16 protein-coding genes are annotated in these 17,314 nt (G+C 72.3%); 9 read left to right on the top strand and 7 right to left on the bottom strand.

Annotation, left to right across the window (positions count from 1 at the left end):
- Nucleotides 1-28 precede the first annotated feature (28 nt).
- The 3 genes from AB0B98_RS23610 to AB0B98_RS23600 are packed head-to-tail and all read left to right on the top strand — an operon-like array spanning nucleotide 29 to nucleotide 1,988.
- Entirely contained in the window at nucleotides 29-991 is a 963-nt protein-coding gene (locus tag AB0B98_RS23610) for a TIGR03557 family F420-dependent LLM class oxidoreductase (protein WP_238671959.1), read from the top strand.
- Nucleotides 988-1,863 (top strand): alpha/beta hydrolase, encoded by an 876-nt coding sequence (locus AB0B98_RS23605; RefSeq protein ID WP_357365329.1) that lies wholly within the window; start codon nucleotides 988-990, stop codon nucleotides 1,861-1,863. Before AB0B98_RS23610 ends, AB0B98_RS23605 begins: the two co-directional genes overlap by 4 nt.
- Nucleotides 1,860-1,988, top strand: coding sequence for a hypothetical protein (locus tag AB0B98_RS23600; protein ID WP_279635911.1), 129 nt, complete (start codon nucleotides 1,860-1,862; stop codon nucleotides 1,986-1,988). Before AB0B98_RS23605 ends, AB0B98_RS23600 begins: the two co-directional genes overlap by 4 nt.
- 13 nt (nucleotides 1,989-2,001) lie before the next feature.
- Here AB0B98_RS23600 and AB0B98_RS23595 read toward each other — a convergent pair whose 3' ends face one another.
- From AB0B98_RS23595 to AB0B98_RS23570, 6 genes are all read right to left on the bottom strand, one after another.
- Nucleotides 2,002-2,811: an endonuclease/exonuclease/phosphatase family protein gene (locus AB0B98_RS23595; protein ID WP_357365327.1), complete on the bottom strand. Its 810-nt coding sequence runs from the start codon at nucleotides 2,809-2,811 to the stop codon at nucleotides 2,002-2,004.
- An 11-nt stretch (nucleotides 2,812-2,822) separates the two neighbouring features.
- Complete coding sequence (locus AB0B98_RS23590; RefSeq protein ID WP_357365325.1) at nucleotides 2,823-4,313, bottom strand: phosphatase PAP2 family protein; 1,491 nt, start codon at nucleotides 4,311-4,313, stop codon at nucleotides 2,823-2,825.
- A 69-nt stretch (nucleotides 4,314-4,382) separates the two neighbouring features.
- Nucleotides 4,383-5,384, bottom strand: a complete 1,002-nt coding sequence (locus AB0B98_RS23585; RefSeq protein WP_357365323.1) for a YihY/virulence factor BrkB family protein — start codon at nucleotides 5,382-5,384, stop codon at nucleotides 4,383-4,385.
- Entirely contained in the window at nucleotides 5,377-6,381 is a 1,005-nt protein-coding gene (locus AB0B98_RS23580; protein ID WP_357365321.1) for a diacylglycerol kinase family protein, read from the bottom strand. The genes AB0B98_RS23585 and AB0B98_RS23580 overlap by 8 nt, the downstream gene beginning before the upstream one ends.
- Nucleotides 6,382-6,474: 93 nt before the next feature.
- Complete coding sequence (locus AB0B98_RS23575) at nucleotides 6,475-7,053, bottom strand: Clp protease N-terminal domain-containing protein (RefSeq protein ID WP_357365437.1); 579 nt, start codon at nucleotides 7,051-7,053, stop codon at nucleotides 6,475-6,477.
- Nucleotides 7,053-7,289, bottom strand: a complete 237-nt coding sequence (locus AB0B98_RS23570) for an HTH domain-containing protein (protein WP_007457155.1) — start codon at nucleotides 7,287-7,289, stop codon at nucleotides 7,053-7,055. Before AB0B98_RS23570 ends, AB0B98_RS23575 begins: the two co-directional genes overlap by 1 nt.
- Before the next feature lie 144 nt (nucleotides 7,290-7,433).
- Between AB0B98_RS23570 and AB0B98_RS23565 the strand changes: the two genes are divergently transcribed.
- The 6 genes from AB0B98_RS23565 (at nucleotide 7,434) to AB0B98_RS23540 (ending at nucleotide 14,747) form a co-directional block, all read left to right on the top strand.
- Nucleotides 7,434-7,973, top strand: coding sequence for a PadR family transcriptional regulator (locus tag AB0B98_RS23565; RefSeq protein ID WP_357286973.1), 540 nt, complete (start codon nucleotides 7,434-7,436; stop codon nucleotides 7,971-7,973).
- A complete protein-coding gene (locus AB0B98_RS23560; protein WP_357365319.1) occupies nucleotides 7,970-8,698 on the top strand; it encodes an ABC transporter ATP-binding protein in 729 nt (242 codons plus the stop codon). Before AB0B98_RS23565 ends, AB0B98_RS23560 begins: the two co-directional genes overlap by 4 nt.
- A gap of 1 nt (nucleotide 8,699) precedes the next feature.
- Nucleotides 8,700-10,463 (top strand): FtsX-like permease family protein, encoded by a 1,764-nt coding sequence (locus AB0B98_RS23555; RefSeq protein ID WP_357365318.1) that lies wholly within the window; start codon nucleotides 8,700-8,702, stop codon nucleotides 10,461-10,463.
- Between the two features lie 102 nt (nucleotides 10,464-10,565).
- A complete protein-coding gene (locus tag AB0B98_RS23550) occupies nucleotides 10,566-11,426 on the top strand; it encodes a universal stress protein (protein ID WP_357365316.1) in 861 nt (286 codons plus the stop codon).
- A gap of 67 nt (nucleotides 11,427-11,493) precedes the next feature.
- The gene (locus AB0B98_RS23545; protein ID WP_357365435.1) at nucleotides 11,494-13,887 is read left to right on the top strand and encodes a phosphoketolase family protein; all 2,394 of its coding nucleotides are present in this window, start codon (nucleotides 11,494-11,496) and stop codon (nucleotides 13,885-13,887) included.
- An 11-nt stretch (nucleotides 13,888-13,898) separates the two neighbouring features.
- Nucleotides 13,899-14,747 (top strand): universal stress protein, encoded by an 849-nt coding sequence (locus AB0B98_RS23540; RefSeq protein WP_357365314.1) that lies wholly within the window; start codon nucleotides 13,899-13,901, stop codon nucleotides 14,745-14,747.
- Between the two features lie 25 nt (nucleotides 14,748-14,772).
- Here AB0B98_RS23540 and AB0B98_RS23535 read toward each other — a convergent pair whose 3' ends face one another.
- Nucleotides 14,773-17,118 (bottom strand): heavy metal translocating P-type ATPase, encoded by a 2,346-nt coding sequence (locus AB0B98_RS23535; RefSeq protein ID WP_357365312.1) that lies wholly within the window; start codon nucleotides 17,116-17,118, stop codon nucleotides 14,773-14,775.
- Between the last annotated feature and the right edge of the window lie 196 nt (nucleotides 17,119-17,314).

The raw sequence follows: 17,314 nt of genomic DNA, 5'->3' as shown, positions 1-17,314 counted from the left end.
CGATCCGTCAGCGAGAGGGGATACCAGGATGGTCAGCGTCGGCTACACCTTGATGAGCGAGCAGGCCGGGCCCAAGCAGCTGGTGGACCATGCGGTACGGGCCGAGGCGGCTGGATTCGACCAACTGGTGATGTCCGACCACTACTACCCCTGGCTGGACTCCCAGGGCCACTCCCCGTACGCCTGGTCGGTGCTCGGCGCTGTCGCTCACGCCACCTCCCGCGCGGAGCTGATGTCCTTCGTGACCTGCCCGATCCGCCGCTACCACCCGGCCGTGGTCGCGCAGAAGGCCAGCACCATCGGGGCGCTCTCGGACGGCCGGTTCACCCTCGGCCTGGGCGCCGGGGAGAACCTGAACGAGCACGTGGTCGGCGGCTGGCCGCACGTCCAGCAGCGGCACGAAATGTTCGAGGAGGCGTTGCAGATCATCCGGCCGTTGCTCAACGGGGAAACGCTGACCTTCTCCGGCAATCACTTCGACGTGCCCGACGCCTACGTCTGGGACCGCCCGGAACGGCCGGTGCCGATGGCCGTCGCCGCGTCCGGTCGACAGTCCGCGACGCTGGCCGCCGAGTACGGCAACGGCCTGATCTCCACCGAACCCGATCGGCACATCATCGAGATGTACGACGACGCCGGAGGTGCCGGCCAGCCCCGCTACGGCCAGGTGGCCATCTGCTACGGGCCCGACGAGGCCGAGTGCCGCAAGATCGTGCACGACCAGTTCCGCTGGTTCGGTATGGGGTGGAAGGTCAACGCCGACCTGCCCGGCCCGGAGTCCTTCGCCGCCGCCACCCAGTTCGTCCGCGAGGAGGACGTCGCCGAGGGCATTCCCTGCGGTCCGGACGTGGACGCGCACGTCGAGGCGTTCCGCAAGTTCGTCGACGCCGGCTTCACCCACGTGGCGATCATCCAGGTCGGTGGGGAGACCCAGCCGATGTTCCTGGACTGGGCGCAGGAGCAACTGCTGCCCCGGTTGCGCGAGCTGTGAACCGAGGCGCGACACCCCGGCCGCCCGGGTCAACCAGCCGCAGCGCCGTCGGCCGGTTCGGGCCGGCCGAACTGCGGCTCGCCATGGCCGCGCCCCGGCCAGCCGGCAGGCTGACCAGCGAGTGGCGGGTCGTCGACGGAGTGCGCACCCACACCCGCCGCAGCGCCGACCCGGGAACCGGGGCGCCACCCGTGGTGCTCGTGCACGGTTTGGCGGTCTCGCACCGGTATCTCACCCCGCTGGCCGTCGCCCTCGCCAACACCCATCAGGCGTACGTGCCGGACCTGCCCGGCTTCGGGCTGTCCGAACACCCCCGGGGCGCGTACGACGTCCGCCGGCACGCCGACCACCTGGCTGCCTGGCTGGCCACGTACCAACTGCCGCCGGTCTGCCTGTTGGGGCACTCGTTCGGCGCGGAGGTGGCCGCCGCGGTCGCCGCGACCCACCCCGACGCGGTACGCGCGCTGGTGCTGGCCGGACCGACAAGTGACCCGGCGGCACGGTCCCGACGGGGCCAGTTCGGTCGTTGGCTGGTGGACACCCTGCGCGAGGCGCCGCTACAGGCCCCGATCCTGGTACGGGACGTCTGGAACGCCCGGCCCTGGCGGGTCCTCGCCACGCTCTCGCACTCGGTGCGGAATGCGATCGAGGCGGACCTCGTCCGGGTCAGCGCGCCGACCGCCGTCGTGACCGGCGAACGCGACCCGGTCGTGCCGCAACGGTGGCGGGACGAGGCGACGCGGCTGGTGCCGGAGGCGGCCCTGGTGGTCGTTCCCGGTGCCGCGCACAACGTGGTCACGACCGCCCCAACTGCCGTCGCGGACGCGATCCGGCACCTGCTCGTCCCTCATCCCACACTCACGGACAGGTGAACATCATGCGCTTCGGCAACACGGAGATCCGCCCGCTCGGCGGGGGCCTCGGCTGCCTCCTGATGATCCTCTTCTCGATCGTGGCCTCGGTGGTGCTGACCGTCCTGCTGAACCTGGTGCTCTGAGGGCCCGGCGGCCTCAGCCGGGAGACAACTCGAGCGTGGCGAGCAGCGGATAGTGGTCGGAGGCGGTGGCTGCCGCGCCGTCGCGGAGCACCCGACAGTCGTGCGTGCGCTGCGCCACGGCGGGGCTGCCGAGCAGGTAATCCAATCGCATCCCGGCGAACTCGGCCCCGCCGAGGCCAGTGGGCACTGTGTGGCCGGCGGCCTCCGGCGCTTCGGCGTTGCCCGACGGCCAGAGGTCGACAAGGCCGGCCGCGAGCAGCCGGGCGATCGCGCGGGTGTCCACCGCGTCACCGGAGCGACGCAGGTGCCGCCGCCGGTAGAGGGTGGGCATGCCGGCCAGCCGGGCGGTGTGGTCGACGGTCGGGTCGAGTGAGTTGAGGTCACCGGCGACCAGCGTCAGCGGACCCTGGTTGCGACGCATCGCGGCGACCAACCAGTCGACCTCCATCCGCCGCCGGCCCCCCGAGTACGGGTAGAGGTGGGTGCCGAGCACAGTGAGCGGGCCGGCGGACGTGGCCACCACGACGCGGGCGGCGGCGTGGTGGAACGGACGACGCACCGGCCCGGCGTCGACGACCCGGTACGGCGACCGGAACAGCACCGCCACCGGCTGTCCGAAGCAGGACCGGGCCAGGTGGGCCGTCATCCCCACCCGGTCCGCCACGGTGGTCATCAGCCCGTCCCGGTCGAAGCCGCGCAACTCCTGCAGGGCCAGCACGTCCGGTGCCTGCTCGTCGACGACCTGGACCACCTGATCCAACCGGCCGGGGCCGCCGCGATCCCGGCCGCCGGTGCGAATGTTCCAGGTCATCACCCGCAGCACGACGGCGGCGCCTAGTCGGCTCGGCCGGCCCGCGCCAGCTCGTCGTCGAGGGTGTCCACGTCCTCCGACTCGATGGCCGGTTGGTTGCCTTCCTTCAGGTCCTCGTTTGGGCGGATCACCAGGTAGAGCAGGCCGATCCAGAGCGCGGAGAGCAGGATCGCGCCCATGAAGTCGGTCGGGTGGTGCATCCCCCGGTACATCCGGGAGGTGGCCACCCCGACCGGCATGAGCACTGCCAACCCCACGAAGATCCAACGCCACCACCGGTCGGTACGCGGGAAGACGACGAGGGTGATCGCCAGCCAGATGCAGATCGTGGCCGCGATGTGCCCGGACGGGAACGACGAGGTGGGCATCTGCCCGTCCAGGTTCTCCACCGGCGGACGCGGCCGGTCGACCGCGCGGGCCGACGCGAGGAAGAGCGTCAACTCCCCCACCATCGCCAGCGCCACGAAGAGCACCGGACGCCAGCGCCGCCACACCGCCAGCACCAGCGGGCAGAACACCAGCGAGATCAGCAGGATGGCATGGGTGTCACCGAACTTGCTCCACCACCAGCTGACGTCGGTCAGCACCTCGGTGTGCCGCTCGGCGAACCACTGCGGCACCTTGGTGTCGAGGGTGTCGAAGAAGGTGCCCTTGGCGTGGTAGCTGACGTACGTGCCGAAGCCGTACAGCGCCCCGAACACGATCACCCAGCCGACCAGCAGCTCGGCCACCGCCGAGCGGGGATGGGTCAGCACGTGTTCCTCGGCCGGGGCGGGGGCGATGTCGTGCCCCGCCTCCGGCTCCAGGCCCTCGGTCAGCGGCGGCACCGGCCGCCCCCGCTCCCGCCGCCACAGCCGGAAGGCGTACGCGGTGACGCCCAACCAGGCGGCCCCGAGCAGCCAGGCGGCCAGTACGTCGGAGACGAAGTGCACGCCCAGCGCGATCCGGGTCAGCCCAACCAGCAGCACCAGCACACCGACGCCGACGATGGCCGGCTTGCGCCAGCGGGGCGCCATGGCCGGCAGGAACACCAGCAGCAGCGCTCCATACGCGACGAACGAGCCGAGCGCGTGCCCGCTCGGGAAACTGTTGCCGGGCGCACTGGCGATCGGCACGTCCACGACCGGGCGGAGCCGGCCGACGAGCGTCTTCAGTGACGGGTCGAGGATCAGGCCACCGACTCCCGTGATGATCAGGTAGACGGCGAGCCGGGGCTGGCGCCGGATCAGCAGCCCGACGACGGCGATGGTGACCAGCCAGATGAGGATCGGTCGGCCGCCCAGGTCCGTCACCGCTTGGAGCACTGTGACCAGCGCGTGGTGCGGGGCGACGAGGCCGTTGAACCACTCGGCGAGACCGTGGTCGACGTCCTGCAACGGGCTCCACTGCACCCGGACGAGCAACAGCAGCAACCCGAAGGCCACCCCGGCGCCGGTGACGGCCACCAGACCGGCAATGCTCCGCTCGGCGAAATGCCCGAGCGGACGACGCGCCACCTCTTTGACCGCGGTCACCCCGCACCTCCCTTATCTGTCTGGCGAGGCGCTTTACCCGATCTGCGTCCGTCGTACACGCCGGTGCCGTCAGAGCGCCGACATGTCCCCGGTGTCGTACAGCTCGGCGCGGTCCGGGTCGGGCTCCCACAGATCCGGTTGGGCGGGCTCCCGCGCGCCGATGCGCAGCGCCTCCAGTTGGGCGGCGAAGGCCAGCCCACCGAAGAGCGCCATCCCGGTCAGGTTGGCCCAGAGCAGCAGCGCCATCATGCCGGTCAGGGCACCGTAGGTCTGCCCGAAACCGTCACTGAACCGCACGTACGCGGCGAGCAGCAGGCTGGCCAGCCACCACAGCGCCGTGGCGATGCCGGCGCCGAAGAACAGCCAGGACAGGCCGGGCTGGTTGCGGCGCGGAGCGTGTCGGAACAGCACGGCGACGGCGACGATGGTCAGTCCGAGGCTCAGCGGGAAGCGGATCACGTCCCAGATGCCGTTGGCGACTTCGCCCCACTCGTAGTGTTCGCGGACCGAGTCGCCCATCGCACCGCCGCCGACCAGGATCAGGAAGCCGGCGAGGGCGGGCAGGCCGGCGGTGACGGCCAGCACGGCGGCCCGCAGGTATTTGCGCAGTGCCGGGCGGTCCCGCTCGACGCCGTAGATGCGGTTGGCGCCCCGTTCGATCTGGGCCATCGTGGTGGTGAGCGCGAACAGTCCGGTGAGCAGACCGAGGGTGAGCGCCAACTCCCCGGCGTCCTCGACGCGTTCGCCCTCGCCGAGCAACTCGCCGACCATCTGCGCGCTCTGCCCGGGGGTGAGCGCCAGCACGGTGTCGGCGACCACCTGGCCGCCCTCCTCGACGCCCAGCTCGCTGATCAGGCCGGTGAGGGCGATCAGGAACGGCACCACGGCGAGGCAGAGTTGCAGCGCGAAGGCCCGGGAGTGGCTGAACCCGTCGCCGTAGCGGAACCTGATGAACGCGTCCCGCAGCAGGTGCCAGCCGCCCTGCCCGCGCAGTGTGTGCCAGGCGTCGTCGGCGGACAGCTCCTCGTCGGCCATCAGCCGGGTCTCCGGCACGATCCGGGTACTACTCACGGCGGGCTTCCTCGATCAGCTGCTCGCCCCGCTCCCCGGCACCTTGCGCGTCGACGGCCAGGTCGGGGGCGTCCTCGGGCTGGGGGACGCAGAGCCAGAGCGCCTGCGGTCTGACCTCCGCCCGCAGTTGGCGGCCCGGGGAGATCAGGTCGCCGTCCAACTCCCGAGGTTGCGCCCGGTTGCTGGTGACCACCACCCGTCGGCCCCGGAACACCTCCAGCTGCGGCACCTGGCCGCTGCGGCGGATCACCGCCCAGCCGAGCGCGAGCCAGTGCCGCAGGTTGCGCGGGGTGAGCACGGCGACGTCGAGCCAGCCGTCGTCCGGCTCGGCCTCGGTCAGCAGGGTCACGCCGCCCTGCAGGCGACCAACGTTGGCGATCAGGACCGAACGGGCCCGGCGGCGCACCGGCGGGCGGTCGTCGATGCGGATCTGCACCCGCATCGGCCGGTCGCGTAGGTGCCGGGCGGCACCCACCACGTACGCCGGCCAGCCGATGCGGGCCTTCGTGGTCTCGTTCGTGGCTTCGAGCATCTGGGCGTCGAAGCCCATGCCGGCCATCACTGTGAAGTACTTGTCCTCCACCGCGCCGACGTCGAGCAGTCGCCGGCCGCGTTCGACGGCGACCTGGAGCCCGGCGGCCAGGTCGGTGGAGAGGCCCAGGTTGGCGGCGAGCAGGTTGCCGGTGCCCTGCGGCAGCACGGCGAGGGCCACGTCGGTGCCGACCAACCCGCTGACGCAGGACATCACGGTGCCGTCGCCCCCGCAGGCGAAGACCAGGTCGACGCCGTCCTTGACGGCCTGCTCGGTCTGGCCGCGACCGGGGTCGTCGACCGTCGTCTCGTACCACTGCGGCGCGGGCCAGCCGGCCGCGGTCAGGGCGTCGTCGACGGTGCGGCGCAACTCGTCGAGATCGTCGACCTTGACCGGGTTGACCACCACCGCGGAGCGCAACCCGCCGTCGCCGCCCGAGGGCCGCCTGTCCTGTCCAGCATCCACGGCGTCAGTGTGCAGCACCCGGACGGCTTCAGCGACCCGGCGAGCGGCGCGCGTCGGAAGTGCCACAGACAGGTTTCAACCCGGCCCCGCCCGTCAGGCCGCCGCCCGCAGTACGAGCTCCACCCGCCGGCGCAGATCGTCGAGGTCGACCCCGGACTCGGTGAGCACCAACGCCCCCAGGCCGTTGCCCTCCCGGAGCACCCCGAGCAGGATGTGCTCGGTGCCGATGTGGCGGTGGCGCAGCCGGATGGCCTCCCGCAGGGACAGCTCCAGCGCCTTCTTCGAGCGGGGCGAGAACGGGCCACCGAGGTACCGCTTGCGCCCCCAGCGGCGACGTGGCGTCGGGACCGCCTCGCGTAGCGCGTCCGGGCCGAAGGACTGCTCGATGCGGGCCACGATCGCGGCCAGGTCGATGCCGATCTCCCGCAGCGCCGCAGCGTCCGCGTCGCCCAGGCCCACGCCGCCGCTGGCGGTGTGCTGCCGGACGCGTTCGCGCAGGTCGTCGGCGCCCACCCCGGCGTCGGCGAGCACCCGGCTGGCCAGCCCGGCGTCGTCGGCGAGCAGGGCGAGCAGCAGGTGCTCGGTGCCGACCGGGCGCTGGCCCTCGACCCGCGCCTCCTCCAGCGCCCGTCGCACCACGTCGCGCGCCCGGTCGGTGAATCGTTCGAACATCACGCCTCCCAGGATGAGTTGACCGCCGGTCGCCCGGCGTGCTTCTTGTGCACTGCCTGCCGGCTGACCTCGAGCGCGTCGGCGATCTCCTGCCAGGACCAGCCCTGTCGTCGGGCGTTGTCGACCTGGACCACCTCAAGCCGCTCGAGCAGCCGGCGTAGCGCGCGGACCGCGCGCAGCCCGACCCGGGGGTCGGTGCTGCCGGCTGCCGCCGCGAGTTCTGTCGCCTGACTCATGCCGTCAACATACGTTGACAGCCCTCCTCTGTCAACCCTGGTTGACGAATGCTTGCCTGTTCCAGCCGCCGCTCCCCACCCCCAAACTTGACAGCGTTATAGCTAGCCGTTATCCATTAACGATCTAGACGAAGGACATATCTGGTGCAGGACGTGGTGCTGGCCATGCTGGCCAAGGAACCGGCGCACGGATACGAGCTGCGCAGCCGGCTGCGGGCCGCGCTAGGCCCGCTGGGCGAGGCGATGAACGCCGGGCAGATCTACGTGACGCTGACCCGCCTGAGCAAGGCCGGGCTGGTGACCTCACAGCGGGCTGAGGGCCTGCCGGACCGGCCCGAACGCCGGGTGTACGCACTCACCTCGGAGGGGCAGCAGCGAGTCGCCACCTGGCTGGCCGAAGTGAACTGGCCAAAGCCGGACCTCGCGGAGTTTCACCTGAAATTGGTGGCCGCCGCGACAGCCCGGCTGGCCGATCCGGTAGCCCTGGTCGACGCGCAGCGGCGTGAGGTGCTGCGCCGGCTGCGCGACGCCCAACGGGCCGCGTTGGAGCGGTCGGTGGATCCGGTCGCCGGGCTGCTGTTGGAGGGGGTCGTGCTGCGGCTGCGGGCCGACCTGGAATGGCTGGAGGCGTGTGAACGCCTGTGGGCTGAGCTTGATCCGACCGGACGGAAGGCGGGCGCGTGACCGGGTCGACGGTATTGCAGGCGCATGGCCTCAGCATGCTCTACGGCGACGAGCACGCGCTGGTCCGCGCGGTCGACGAGGTCGACCTGAACGTGCCGGCCGGGCAGTCGCTGGCGGTGATGGGGCCCAGCGGCTGCGGCAAGTCCACCCTGCTGTACCTGCTCGGCGGGCTGCAACGCCCCACCGGCGGCCAGGTCTGGCTGGCCGACCGTCGGATCGACACGATGAGCGAACGGGCCCTGGCCCGGCTGCGGCGTGACAGCCTCGGGTTCGTCTTTCAGTCGTTCCATCTCATGGACGAGCTCACCGCGGTGGAGAATGTGGAGCTGGCCGCGCTGCTGGCCGGCCAGTCACCGAGGCGGGCCCGCAAGCGGGCGATGTACCTGCTGGACCGGGTGGGGCTCGCCGACCGCGCCGCACACCTGCCCGCGGCGCTGTCCGGTGGGCAGCGCCAGCGGGTCGCCATCGCCCGGGCGTTGAGCAACGAGCCGCTGGTCGTGCTGGCTGACGAACCCACCGGCAACCTGGACAGCGCCGCCACCCTCGACGTGCTGCGACTGTTCGAAGAGCTGCGCGCCGCAGGACAGACCCTCGTGGTGGTTACCCATGACCCCCGCATCGCCGCGGTAGCCGACCGGGTGATCGCCATGCGTGACGGCGCGTTCGTCGACGACAACCAACTTGCCGCCACCGCCATCGGCACCGTCTACGACGGGCGGCGCTGACATGGCCGGCCGACTCCTGCTCGTCTGCCGGCTGCTGATGCGAGACCTGCGCCGCCGCCGAACCGAAACCATCCTGCTGCTGACCGCAATCACCGCCGCCACCGCCACACTGACCATCGGCCTCACCCTCAACGAAATCGCCGACCGGCCGTACCAGCAGACCCGGACCGTCACCGCGGGCCCGGATGTGATCGTGACACCCCGAGCCACCGGCCAGGCCGCACTGGACGAGCTGGCATCACTGACCACCGGGGCCGGCGTCACCGATCACAGCGGCCCCTTCCCGATCGCCTACCTGACGATGACGGCCCGTGGGAAATCCGCGCACACCGTCGTAGCGGGCCGGGACACCACACCCGCATCGATCGACCGGCCCGCCGTGACCGACGGCTCCTGGGTACGGCCCGGCTGCGTGGTCGTCGAGCGCGCCTTCGCCGACGCCCTCGGCATCCGCATCGGCGACACTGTCAACATCGGCCGCCACCGACTGCGCGTGATCGGCACCGCGGTCACCGCCGCGAGAGCGACGTACCCCTACGCCGGATGGCACTACCCCGGCAGCGTCCTAGTCGAGCGCGGCGGCCTGGTCTGGGTCGACCACACCGACATCGCCACGCTCGCGGGCAGCCAGCCGCTGTCGTACACCCTCAACCTCAAACTCGCCGACCCCGCGGCCAGCAGCACGTACCCCATCGGCGACCAACTCACCACCTGGCAGGCGATCAGCTACCTCAACGGTCGGCTGTACAGCGACGCGCAGATCGCCCTGGTCGTCGGCAGCTGGCTACTCAACGGCCTTGCGCTGGCCGGCGTCGCCGGCATCGTCGCGGGTCGGATCATCGGCCAGCGTCGCCGGGTGGGGCTGCTCAAGGCCGTCGGCGCCGGACCGGCCATGATCGCCGCCGTTCACCTCGCCGAGTACCTCGCGATCGGACTTGCCGCCGCCGCCACGGGCCTGGTCACGGGCTGGCTCGCCGCACCCGCGCTGATCCGCCCCAGCGCCGGACTCATCGGCTCCGTCAACGCCCAGCCACCTGCGCTGCGCATGGTGTCCGCCGTCACGGTTCTTGCCCTCGGGATCGCTGTGGCGGCGACTCTGGTGCCGGTTTTGCGCGCCGCCGCCACCAGCACCGCTCACGCGCTGGCCGACGCCGCAACGCCACCGCGGCGCCGGCGGTGGCGCATCTGGCTGTCGCGGCGGCTGCCCACCGCCCTACTGATCGGGGTGCGTATCAACGCGCGCCGACCGCGCCGCGCCCGGCTGGTCACCGTGAACACCCTGATCACCACGACCACTCTCGTCGGCATTCTCATGGTCAACACCCAGGCGGTGCACTTCGACCTCGGCTACACCGAACTCGCCAATCCCCGGGTGGAACGGGGCGAGCAGGCCACGCTCGTGCTCACCGTCGTGCTGTGCGTTCTTGCGCTCATCAACGCCGTCGTGAGCGCCTGGACCGCTGTCCTCGACGCCCGGCAACCACTGGCTGTCGCCCGGACGCTCGGTGCGACGCCCGCCCAGGCCGGCCTGGGCCTGGCGGTGGCGCAGCTGCTTCCCGCCATGCCCGGGGTCGCCGTGGGGATCCCGGCCGGCGTCGGGCTTGTCACGTTCGTCAGCACCGGCGAGGTCCAGTACCCGTCCGATTCCTCACTGCTCGCCACCGCGCTCGGAGTCCTGCTCGCCGTCGCCGCCCTCACCGCCATCCCGGCGATCATTGCCGCCCGGCGTCCGGTCGTGGACACACTCAGGTCCGCACCGACCTGAGCGCCGAGCCATCCGATCCCGCCCGCCGCCGTGCCCATCCGACTACCCTCGGTCAGGGACAGCTTGGTCGTGCCGGGCGCGACGCCCGGGAGGTGATATCGGATGGCCGCACCCGCCGACGCAGCGGTGCTGGTCGGCCTCGGCTCGGAACTCGACCTCCCGGTGGTCGAAGAGGCCGCGCAGGAGGCCGCCGGACACGGCCGGCCGCTGCACCTGCTGCACACCTTCGACTGGCGCGCGGCCTTCGCCGCGGACACCGTCGCCGCACCCCGCGACCAGGCCGAAAAACTGATCACCCGCGCCGCCCAGCTCGCCCACCAGACCGAGCCAGGGCTGACCGTACGCGGGGAGATCGTCGAGAGCGCCGTGCTGCCCACCCTCATCCGCCGCTCGGAGGGCACCTTCCTGCTGGCCGTCGGCGACAGCGGCATGGCGGGCAGCGGCCAGTGCGTTCCCGCCGAGACGACTGCCGTGCAGTTGGCCGCACGCGCCGGCTGCCCCCTGCTGGTGGTGCGACGTGAGCCGCCGCCGCAGGGCCCGGTGCTGGTGGGCGTCGACGGCTCCCCCAGCTCACACCTCGCCCTCCGGTGGGCCGTGCAGTGCGCGGCCCGCCGGGGCGCCCGACTGCTGGCGCTGCGGGTGGTCGAGTACGACGAGGACACCGACGCGGTAGCCGAGCAGCTCACCGAGGCACTGGCCCGGCACACCGGCCGCGACAACACAGTGCCGACCGAGTGTCGCGTGGTACGCGGCGACCCCGCCGAGGTGCTGATCGACAGCTCCCGCAACGCGCAGGTGGCGCTGGTCGCCGCCCGCGGCGACGAACCGGGCCGGGCCATGCTGGGCGCTGTCGCCCAGTCCCTGCTCTACCACTCCCCGGCCCCGGTGGTCGTCGTCCGCGGCCTGGCCGAGGCGCCGTTGACCGGGTCCGAGGCCCGACCGGCGCGGGACCAACGGCCCTGACCCGGGGCGTCCGCAGCGGCCAGGCTGGACGCCGGACGCCCCACTCCTACCCGCGAGAGGCAGCATGATGGAGACCGCTCTCGACGTGCACCCCACCCTCACCGACGACGAGCTGCGCCGGCTGGACGCCTACTGGCGCGCCGCGAACTACCTCACCGTCGGGCAGATCTACCTGCTGGACAATCCGCTGCTACGCGAGCCGCTGGCCCCCGACGACATCAAACCCCGGCTGCTCGGACACTGGGGCACCAGCCCCGGCCTCAACCTGATCTACGCCCACCTCAACCGGGTGATCGTGGCGCGCGACCTCAACGCGATGCTGGTCACCGGCCCCGGCCACGGCGGTCCGGCCATCGTGGCCAACACCTGGTTGGAGGGCACCTGGTCGGAGCGCTACCACGACGTGGCCCGCGACGAGGCCGGGATGTCCCGGCTCTTCCGCCAGTTCTCCTTTCCGGGTGGCATCCCCAGCCATGTCGCTGCGGACGTGCCGGGTTCGATCCACGAAGGCGGCGAGCTCGGGTACGCGTTGAGCCACGCCTACGGCGCCGCGTTCGACAACCCGGACCTGCTGGTGGCCTGCGTGATCGGCGACGGCGAGGCGGAGACCGGGCCGTTGGCCGGCAGTTGGCTCTCCGACGTGTTCCTCAACCCGGCGCGCGACGGCGCGGTGCTGCCCATCCTGCACCTCAACGGCTACAAGATCGCCAACCCGACCGTGCTGTCCCGGATCCCCGAGGCCGACCTGCTCGACCTCATGCGCGGATCCGGCTACCAGCCGTACGTGGTGGCCGGTGACGAGCCCGCCCGGGTGCACCGGACCCTCGCCGCGACGCTGGACCGTGTGCTGAGCGAGATCGCCGAGATCCAGCGGCGGGCCCGCTCCGGAAGCGTCGTCGAGCGTCCCCGCTGGCCGATGATCATTCTGCGGACGCCGAAGGGCTGGACCGGCCCGCGTGAGGTCGACGGCACCCAGGTGGAGGGCACCTACCGCGCCCACCAGGTGCCGCTGTCGGGCGTCCGCGACAACCCGGCACACCGGGCCGAGCTGGAGCGCTGGCTGCGCAGCTACCGGCCGGAGGAGCTGTTCGACGCGACAGGCGCGCCGGTGGAGGAGCTGCTGACGCTGCCGCCGCGCGGTGACCGGCGGATGAGCGCCAACCCGGTCACCAACGGCGGTGTGGTGCTGCGCGACCTGACCCTGCCGGACTTCCGCGACTACGGCGTGGAGGTACCCGAACCGGGTACGCCGATCGCCGGCGCGACGGGGGTGCTCGGCCCCTGGATCCGCGACGTCATCAGCGCCAACCCGGAGACGTTCCGGCTGTTCGGCCCGGACGAGGTCGCGTCCAACCGGCTGGGTGCGGCGTTCGAGGTGACCGACCGGGCCTGGGTGGCCGCCACGGTGCCCGGCGACGACCACCTCTCCCCCGACGGGCGGGTCATGGAGGTGCTCTCCGAGCACCTGTGCCAGGGCTGGCTGGAGGGCTACCTGCTGACCGGCCGGCACGGCGTGTTCACCAGCTACGAGGCGTTCATCCACATCGTCGACTCGATGCTCAACCAGCACGCCAAGTGGCTGAAGGTGACCCGGGCCATCCCCTGGCGACAGCCGATCGCCTCGCTGAACTACCTGCTCTCCAGCCATGTCTGGCGGCAGGACCACAACGGCTTCTCCCACCAGGACCCGGGCTTCATCGACCACGTGGTCAACAAGAAGGCCGAGGTGGTGCGGGTCTATCTGCCGCCGGACGCCAACACGCTGCTCGCCACAATGGACCACTGCCTGCGCAGCCGGCACTACATCAACGTGGTGGTGGCCGGTAAGCAGGCCGCCCCGAACTGGCTGACGATGACCGAGGCGATCCAGCACACCCGGCGTGGCCTGGGCATCTGGGAGTGGGCCAGCAACGACGGCGGCACCGAGCCGGACGTGGTGCTCGCCTGCTGCGGAGACGTGCCCACCCTGGAGACGTTGGCCGCCGTCGAGCTGCTGCGTCAGAACCTGCCGACGTTGAAGGTGCGCCTGGTCAACGTGGTCGACCTGATGCGACTCCAGCCGGACACCGAGCACCCACACGGCCTGACCGACAACGAGTTCGACACCATCTTCACCGAGGACCGGCCGATCATCTTCGCGTACCACGGTTATCCGTGGCTGATCCACCGTCTCACCTACCGTCGCACCAACCACGAGAACCTGCACGTGCGCGGTTACAAGGAGGAGGGCACCACCACCACCCCGTTCGACATGGTGATGCTCAACGACCTGGACCGCTTCCACCTGGTCATCGACGTCATCGACCGGGTGCCCGGGCTGGCCGCCAGCGCCGCGCACCTGCGCCAACGGATGGTCGACGCCCGACAGGCGGCCCGCGACTACACCCGCCAGTACGGCGAGGACGACCCCCAGGTCGCCGAATGGCGCTGGGTCCGCGAAACCGACCCGACCACCCCCTGAAGGAGGACGACGTGCGCGACGCGGAGATCCTGGTCGGCTACGACGGCTCCACCGACGCCTCGGTAGCCCTGAACTGGGCCGTGGAGGAGGCGCGGCACAGCGGCCAGCCGGTGCGGCTGGCGTACGTCTTCGAGTGGCTGACAGTGGCCAGTTGGGTCGGTCCGGGCGTGGCCCCCGGCGTGTGGCCGGACGACACCGCCCGCCGGCAGGTCGAGGACCTGGTCCGCAGGGCCGCGGCGGACGCCACCGCGGCAAACCCCGGGCTGCGGATCACCGGCGAGGTGTACGACGGGCCGCCCGCGCTGGTGTTGCAGGAACGCTCGGCGGAGGCCGGGATGCTGGTGCTGGGCAGCCGGGGTCACGGCGGCTTCGGCGGCCTGCTCGCCGGGTCGACGGCGGTCTCGGTGGCGGCGCACGCCCACTGCCCGGTCGTGGTGGTCCGCGACGGGCCATCGGTCGCCGCACCGGCCGGCCCGGTGGCGGTCGGTGTGGACGGTTCGGAACCCTCGCTGGTGGCGCTCGGCTTCGCGGTCGAACGGGCGGCGCAACGGCGGACGCCGCTGCGCGTCCTGCACGCCTGGACCCCGGGCCCCGGTGGGGCGGCCGGGGTGCCCGACGAACGGGCCGCCGTGGAGCAGGCGCTGGAGCCGTGGCGGCGGACGTTCCCCGAGCTGGCGGTGACCGTCGACCTAATGCCGACGAGCCCGGCGGCGATGCTGATCGAGGCGAGTCGGGACGCGCAGCTGATCGTGGTCGGCAGCCGGGGCCGGGGCGGGCTGGCCGGCATGCTGCTCGGCTCGGTCAGTCAACAGCTCATCCAACACGCCAACTGCCCGGTCGCCGTGGTTCGCGAACGCTGACCGCGGCGGGCGCCCGGGTGGCGGTTCACCGCCGCGCAGGCGTCGGGTCCGACGGGTCGAGGGAGAAGAACTCCTCCTCTTCCTGGGCCAGGTGCAGGCGCAGCAGCGCGTCCAACCCGTAGAGGGTGGCCAGCAGGTCGGGAACCTGATCGGGACGCAGCCGGCCGTCGGCGATCTGGGCGAGTTGGGCGCCGAGCAGATCCACCTGGCGGCGAATCTCCACGTGCGCCCGGCTCATCGTCGAGGTTGCCTCCCCGCTGCCCAGCGGGGAGGCCAGCGCGGGGTAGAGCTGTCGCTCCTCGGCAGCCTCGTGCGGCAGCACCCGCTCGGTCAGCCGGCGGTGCGTCTCGCGTACCGCCGGCAGGCACCTCGGCGAGGCCGGGTGGGTGGCGACCAGGTCGGCGCTGTCCCGCAACCCGGCCCGTACGTCGCGGACCGCCTGGTGTTCCGCCGCGTAATGGGCGAGCAACTCCCGGGTACGCGCCGGGACGTCCCGCCGGCGCAGCCCTCCGCGCAGTGCCCGCAGCGCGTTGAGGATCACCAGCACGTCGATGCCCTCCTGGAGGAACGCGCCAGCGACCGGGGGCAGCCGACCGGCCGCCGCCACGAGCATCGCCAGCACGGCCAACCCCATCCCAACGGTGGCGCTCTGCACGGCGATCCGCCGGGCGTGCCGGGCGATCTCCACCACGTCGGCGAGCCGGTCCAGCCGGTCCACGGTGAGCACCGCGTCCGCCACGTCCGCCGAGGCGTTCGCGCCTGTCGCACCCATCGCCACGCCCACGTGCGCCTCGGCAAGCGCAGGAGCGTCGTTGACCCCGTCGCCGACCATCACGGTGACCGCCCGGTCGGCCTCCGCCCGGACCCGGGCCACCTTCTCCTGCGGCGTGCAGCGGGCCAGCACGTCGTCCACCCCGACCATCGCCGCGACCTGCGCGGCGGTGGTCGGTTGGTCGCCCGTGACCAGCACGATCCGCCGCAGCCCCGCCGCACGCAACCGACGCACGGTCCGGCGGGCGTCGGGGCGCACCGGATCCTCCAGCAGGATCGCGCCGAGCGGTCCGCCCTCGTCGCTGACCCACACCGCTGACCAACCGGCCAGCTCGGTGCGGGCCCGCGCCCGGTCCGCCCACTCGGGCAGCTCCCCGGTGAGCTGACCAACCCGGACCAGGCGCCCGTCGACCCGGCCGCTGACTCCCCGTCCCGGCTCCTCGGTGACGCCAGTCGGCTCGGTCAGTGTCAGCCCACGATCGCGGGCCTGCCGAACCAGCGCAGTGGCCAGCACGTGCGGCGACAACTGCTCGACCGAGGCCGCGAGGCGCAACACCTCGTCACGATCACCACCTGGGGCGACGACGGTCTCGGCGGCGCGCGGGCGGCCGGCGGTCAGAGTGCCGGTCTTGTCCACCAACAGCGTCCGCGCCCGGCCGAGCAGTTCCAGCGCGCCACCGTCGCGGACCAGCACCCCGCGCCTGGCCACCCGGGACAGGCCGGACACGATCGCGATCGGCGTGGCCAGCAACAGCGGACAGGGGGTGGCCACCACCAGCACCGCCACCGCCCGCACCACGTCGCCGGAGAGCAGCCAACCCAGCCCGGCCAGGACCAGCGTGAACGGCACGAACGCGGCGGCGTACCGGTCGGCCAGCCGCACCATCGGGGCCTGGCGGGCGGTCGCCTCCTGGGCCAGCCGGACGATCCCGGCGTACGTGCTCTGCGCCGCGTTCTTCGTCGCGCGCATGCCGAACCCCGCGCCGGCGTTGACCACACCGCTGGCCACCACCTCCCCGGCCGCCCGCTGGACCAACCGCGACTCCCCGGTCACCACCGACTCGTCCAGCGTGGCGGCCTCGTCGACGGTTCCGTCGACCGGCACCACGTCCCCCGGGCCCACCAGCAACCTGTCCGCCACCGCCACCTGGTCCAGCGGCACGACCTCGATCGCGCCGCCGGGCCCACGCCGACGGGCGGTACGCGGAGCGCGCGCCAGCAACGCCCGCAGGTCGCGGGTGGCCCGGCGCTGCGCATACGACTCCAACGACCGCCCGGTCGCCAGCATCACGGCGATGACCGCCCCGGCCAGGTACTCCCCGACGCCGAGCGCACCGGCCAGGGCCAGCACGGCGATCACGTCCACCCCGAAGCGCCGGTGCCACAACGCGCGCAGCATCGACCACGCAGCCGGCAGCAGCGCGGCCACCGTGACGGCCGCCCAGATCAGGTTGGCCGCGCCCGGCCGGCCGGCGATACGCAACGCCGCGCCGGCCAGCACCCCGATGCCGAGCCCGACGAGTGGAGTCCAGGCCCACCACCGCCGAACACGGCCGCGGACCGGCTGCTCCGGTACGCACCTGGTCGGCTCGGCCCCCACCTGCGCATCGTCGCAGCCGGAGGGCTCCGAGCGGCCCTCCCCCGGATGTTTCGTCCGGTGGACGTACGTCGTGGCGGTGCGTCGAACCTCGCTCGGCGGGCGCAACGGCCCGGCGAGATCGGGACCTGTGGCCCTGCGGGGACACCGCCGAAGGCCACAGGATGAGGCGGCAACCCCGGGCGCGGTGACGCGCCAT

Source organism: Micromonospora sp. NPDC048947 (assembly GCF_040649495.1).
Lineage (GTDB): Bacteria > Actinomycetota > Actinomycetes > Mycobacteriales > Micromonosporaceae > Micromonospora > Micromonospora alfalfae.
Note: the sequence above shows the minus strand (reverse complement) of the source record. Positions and strands in the feature narration are given on the sequence as shown.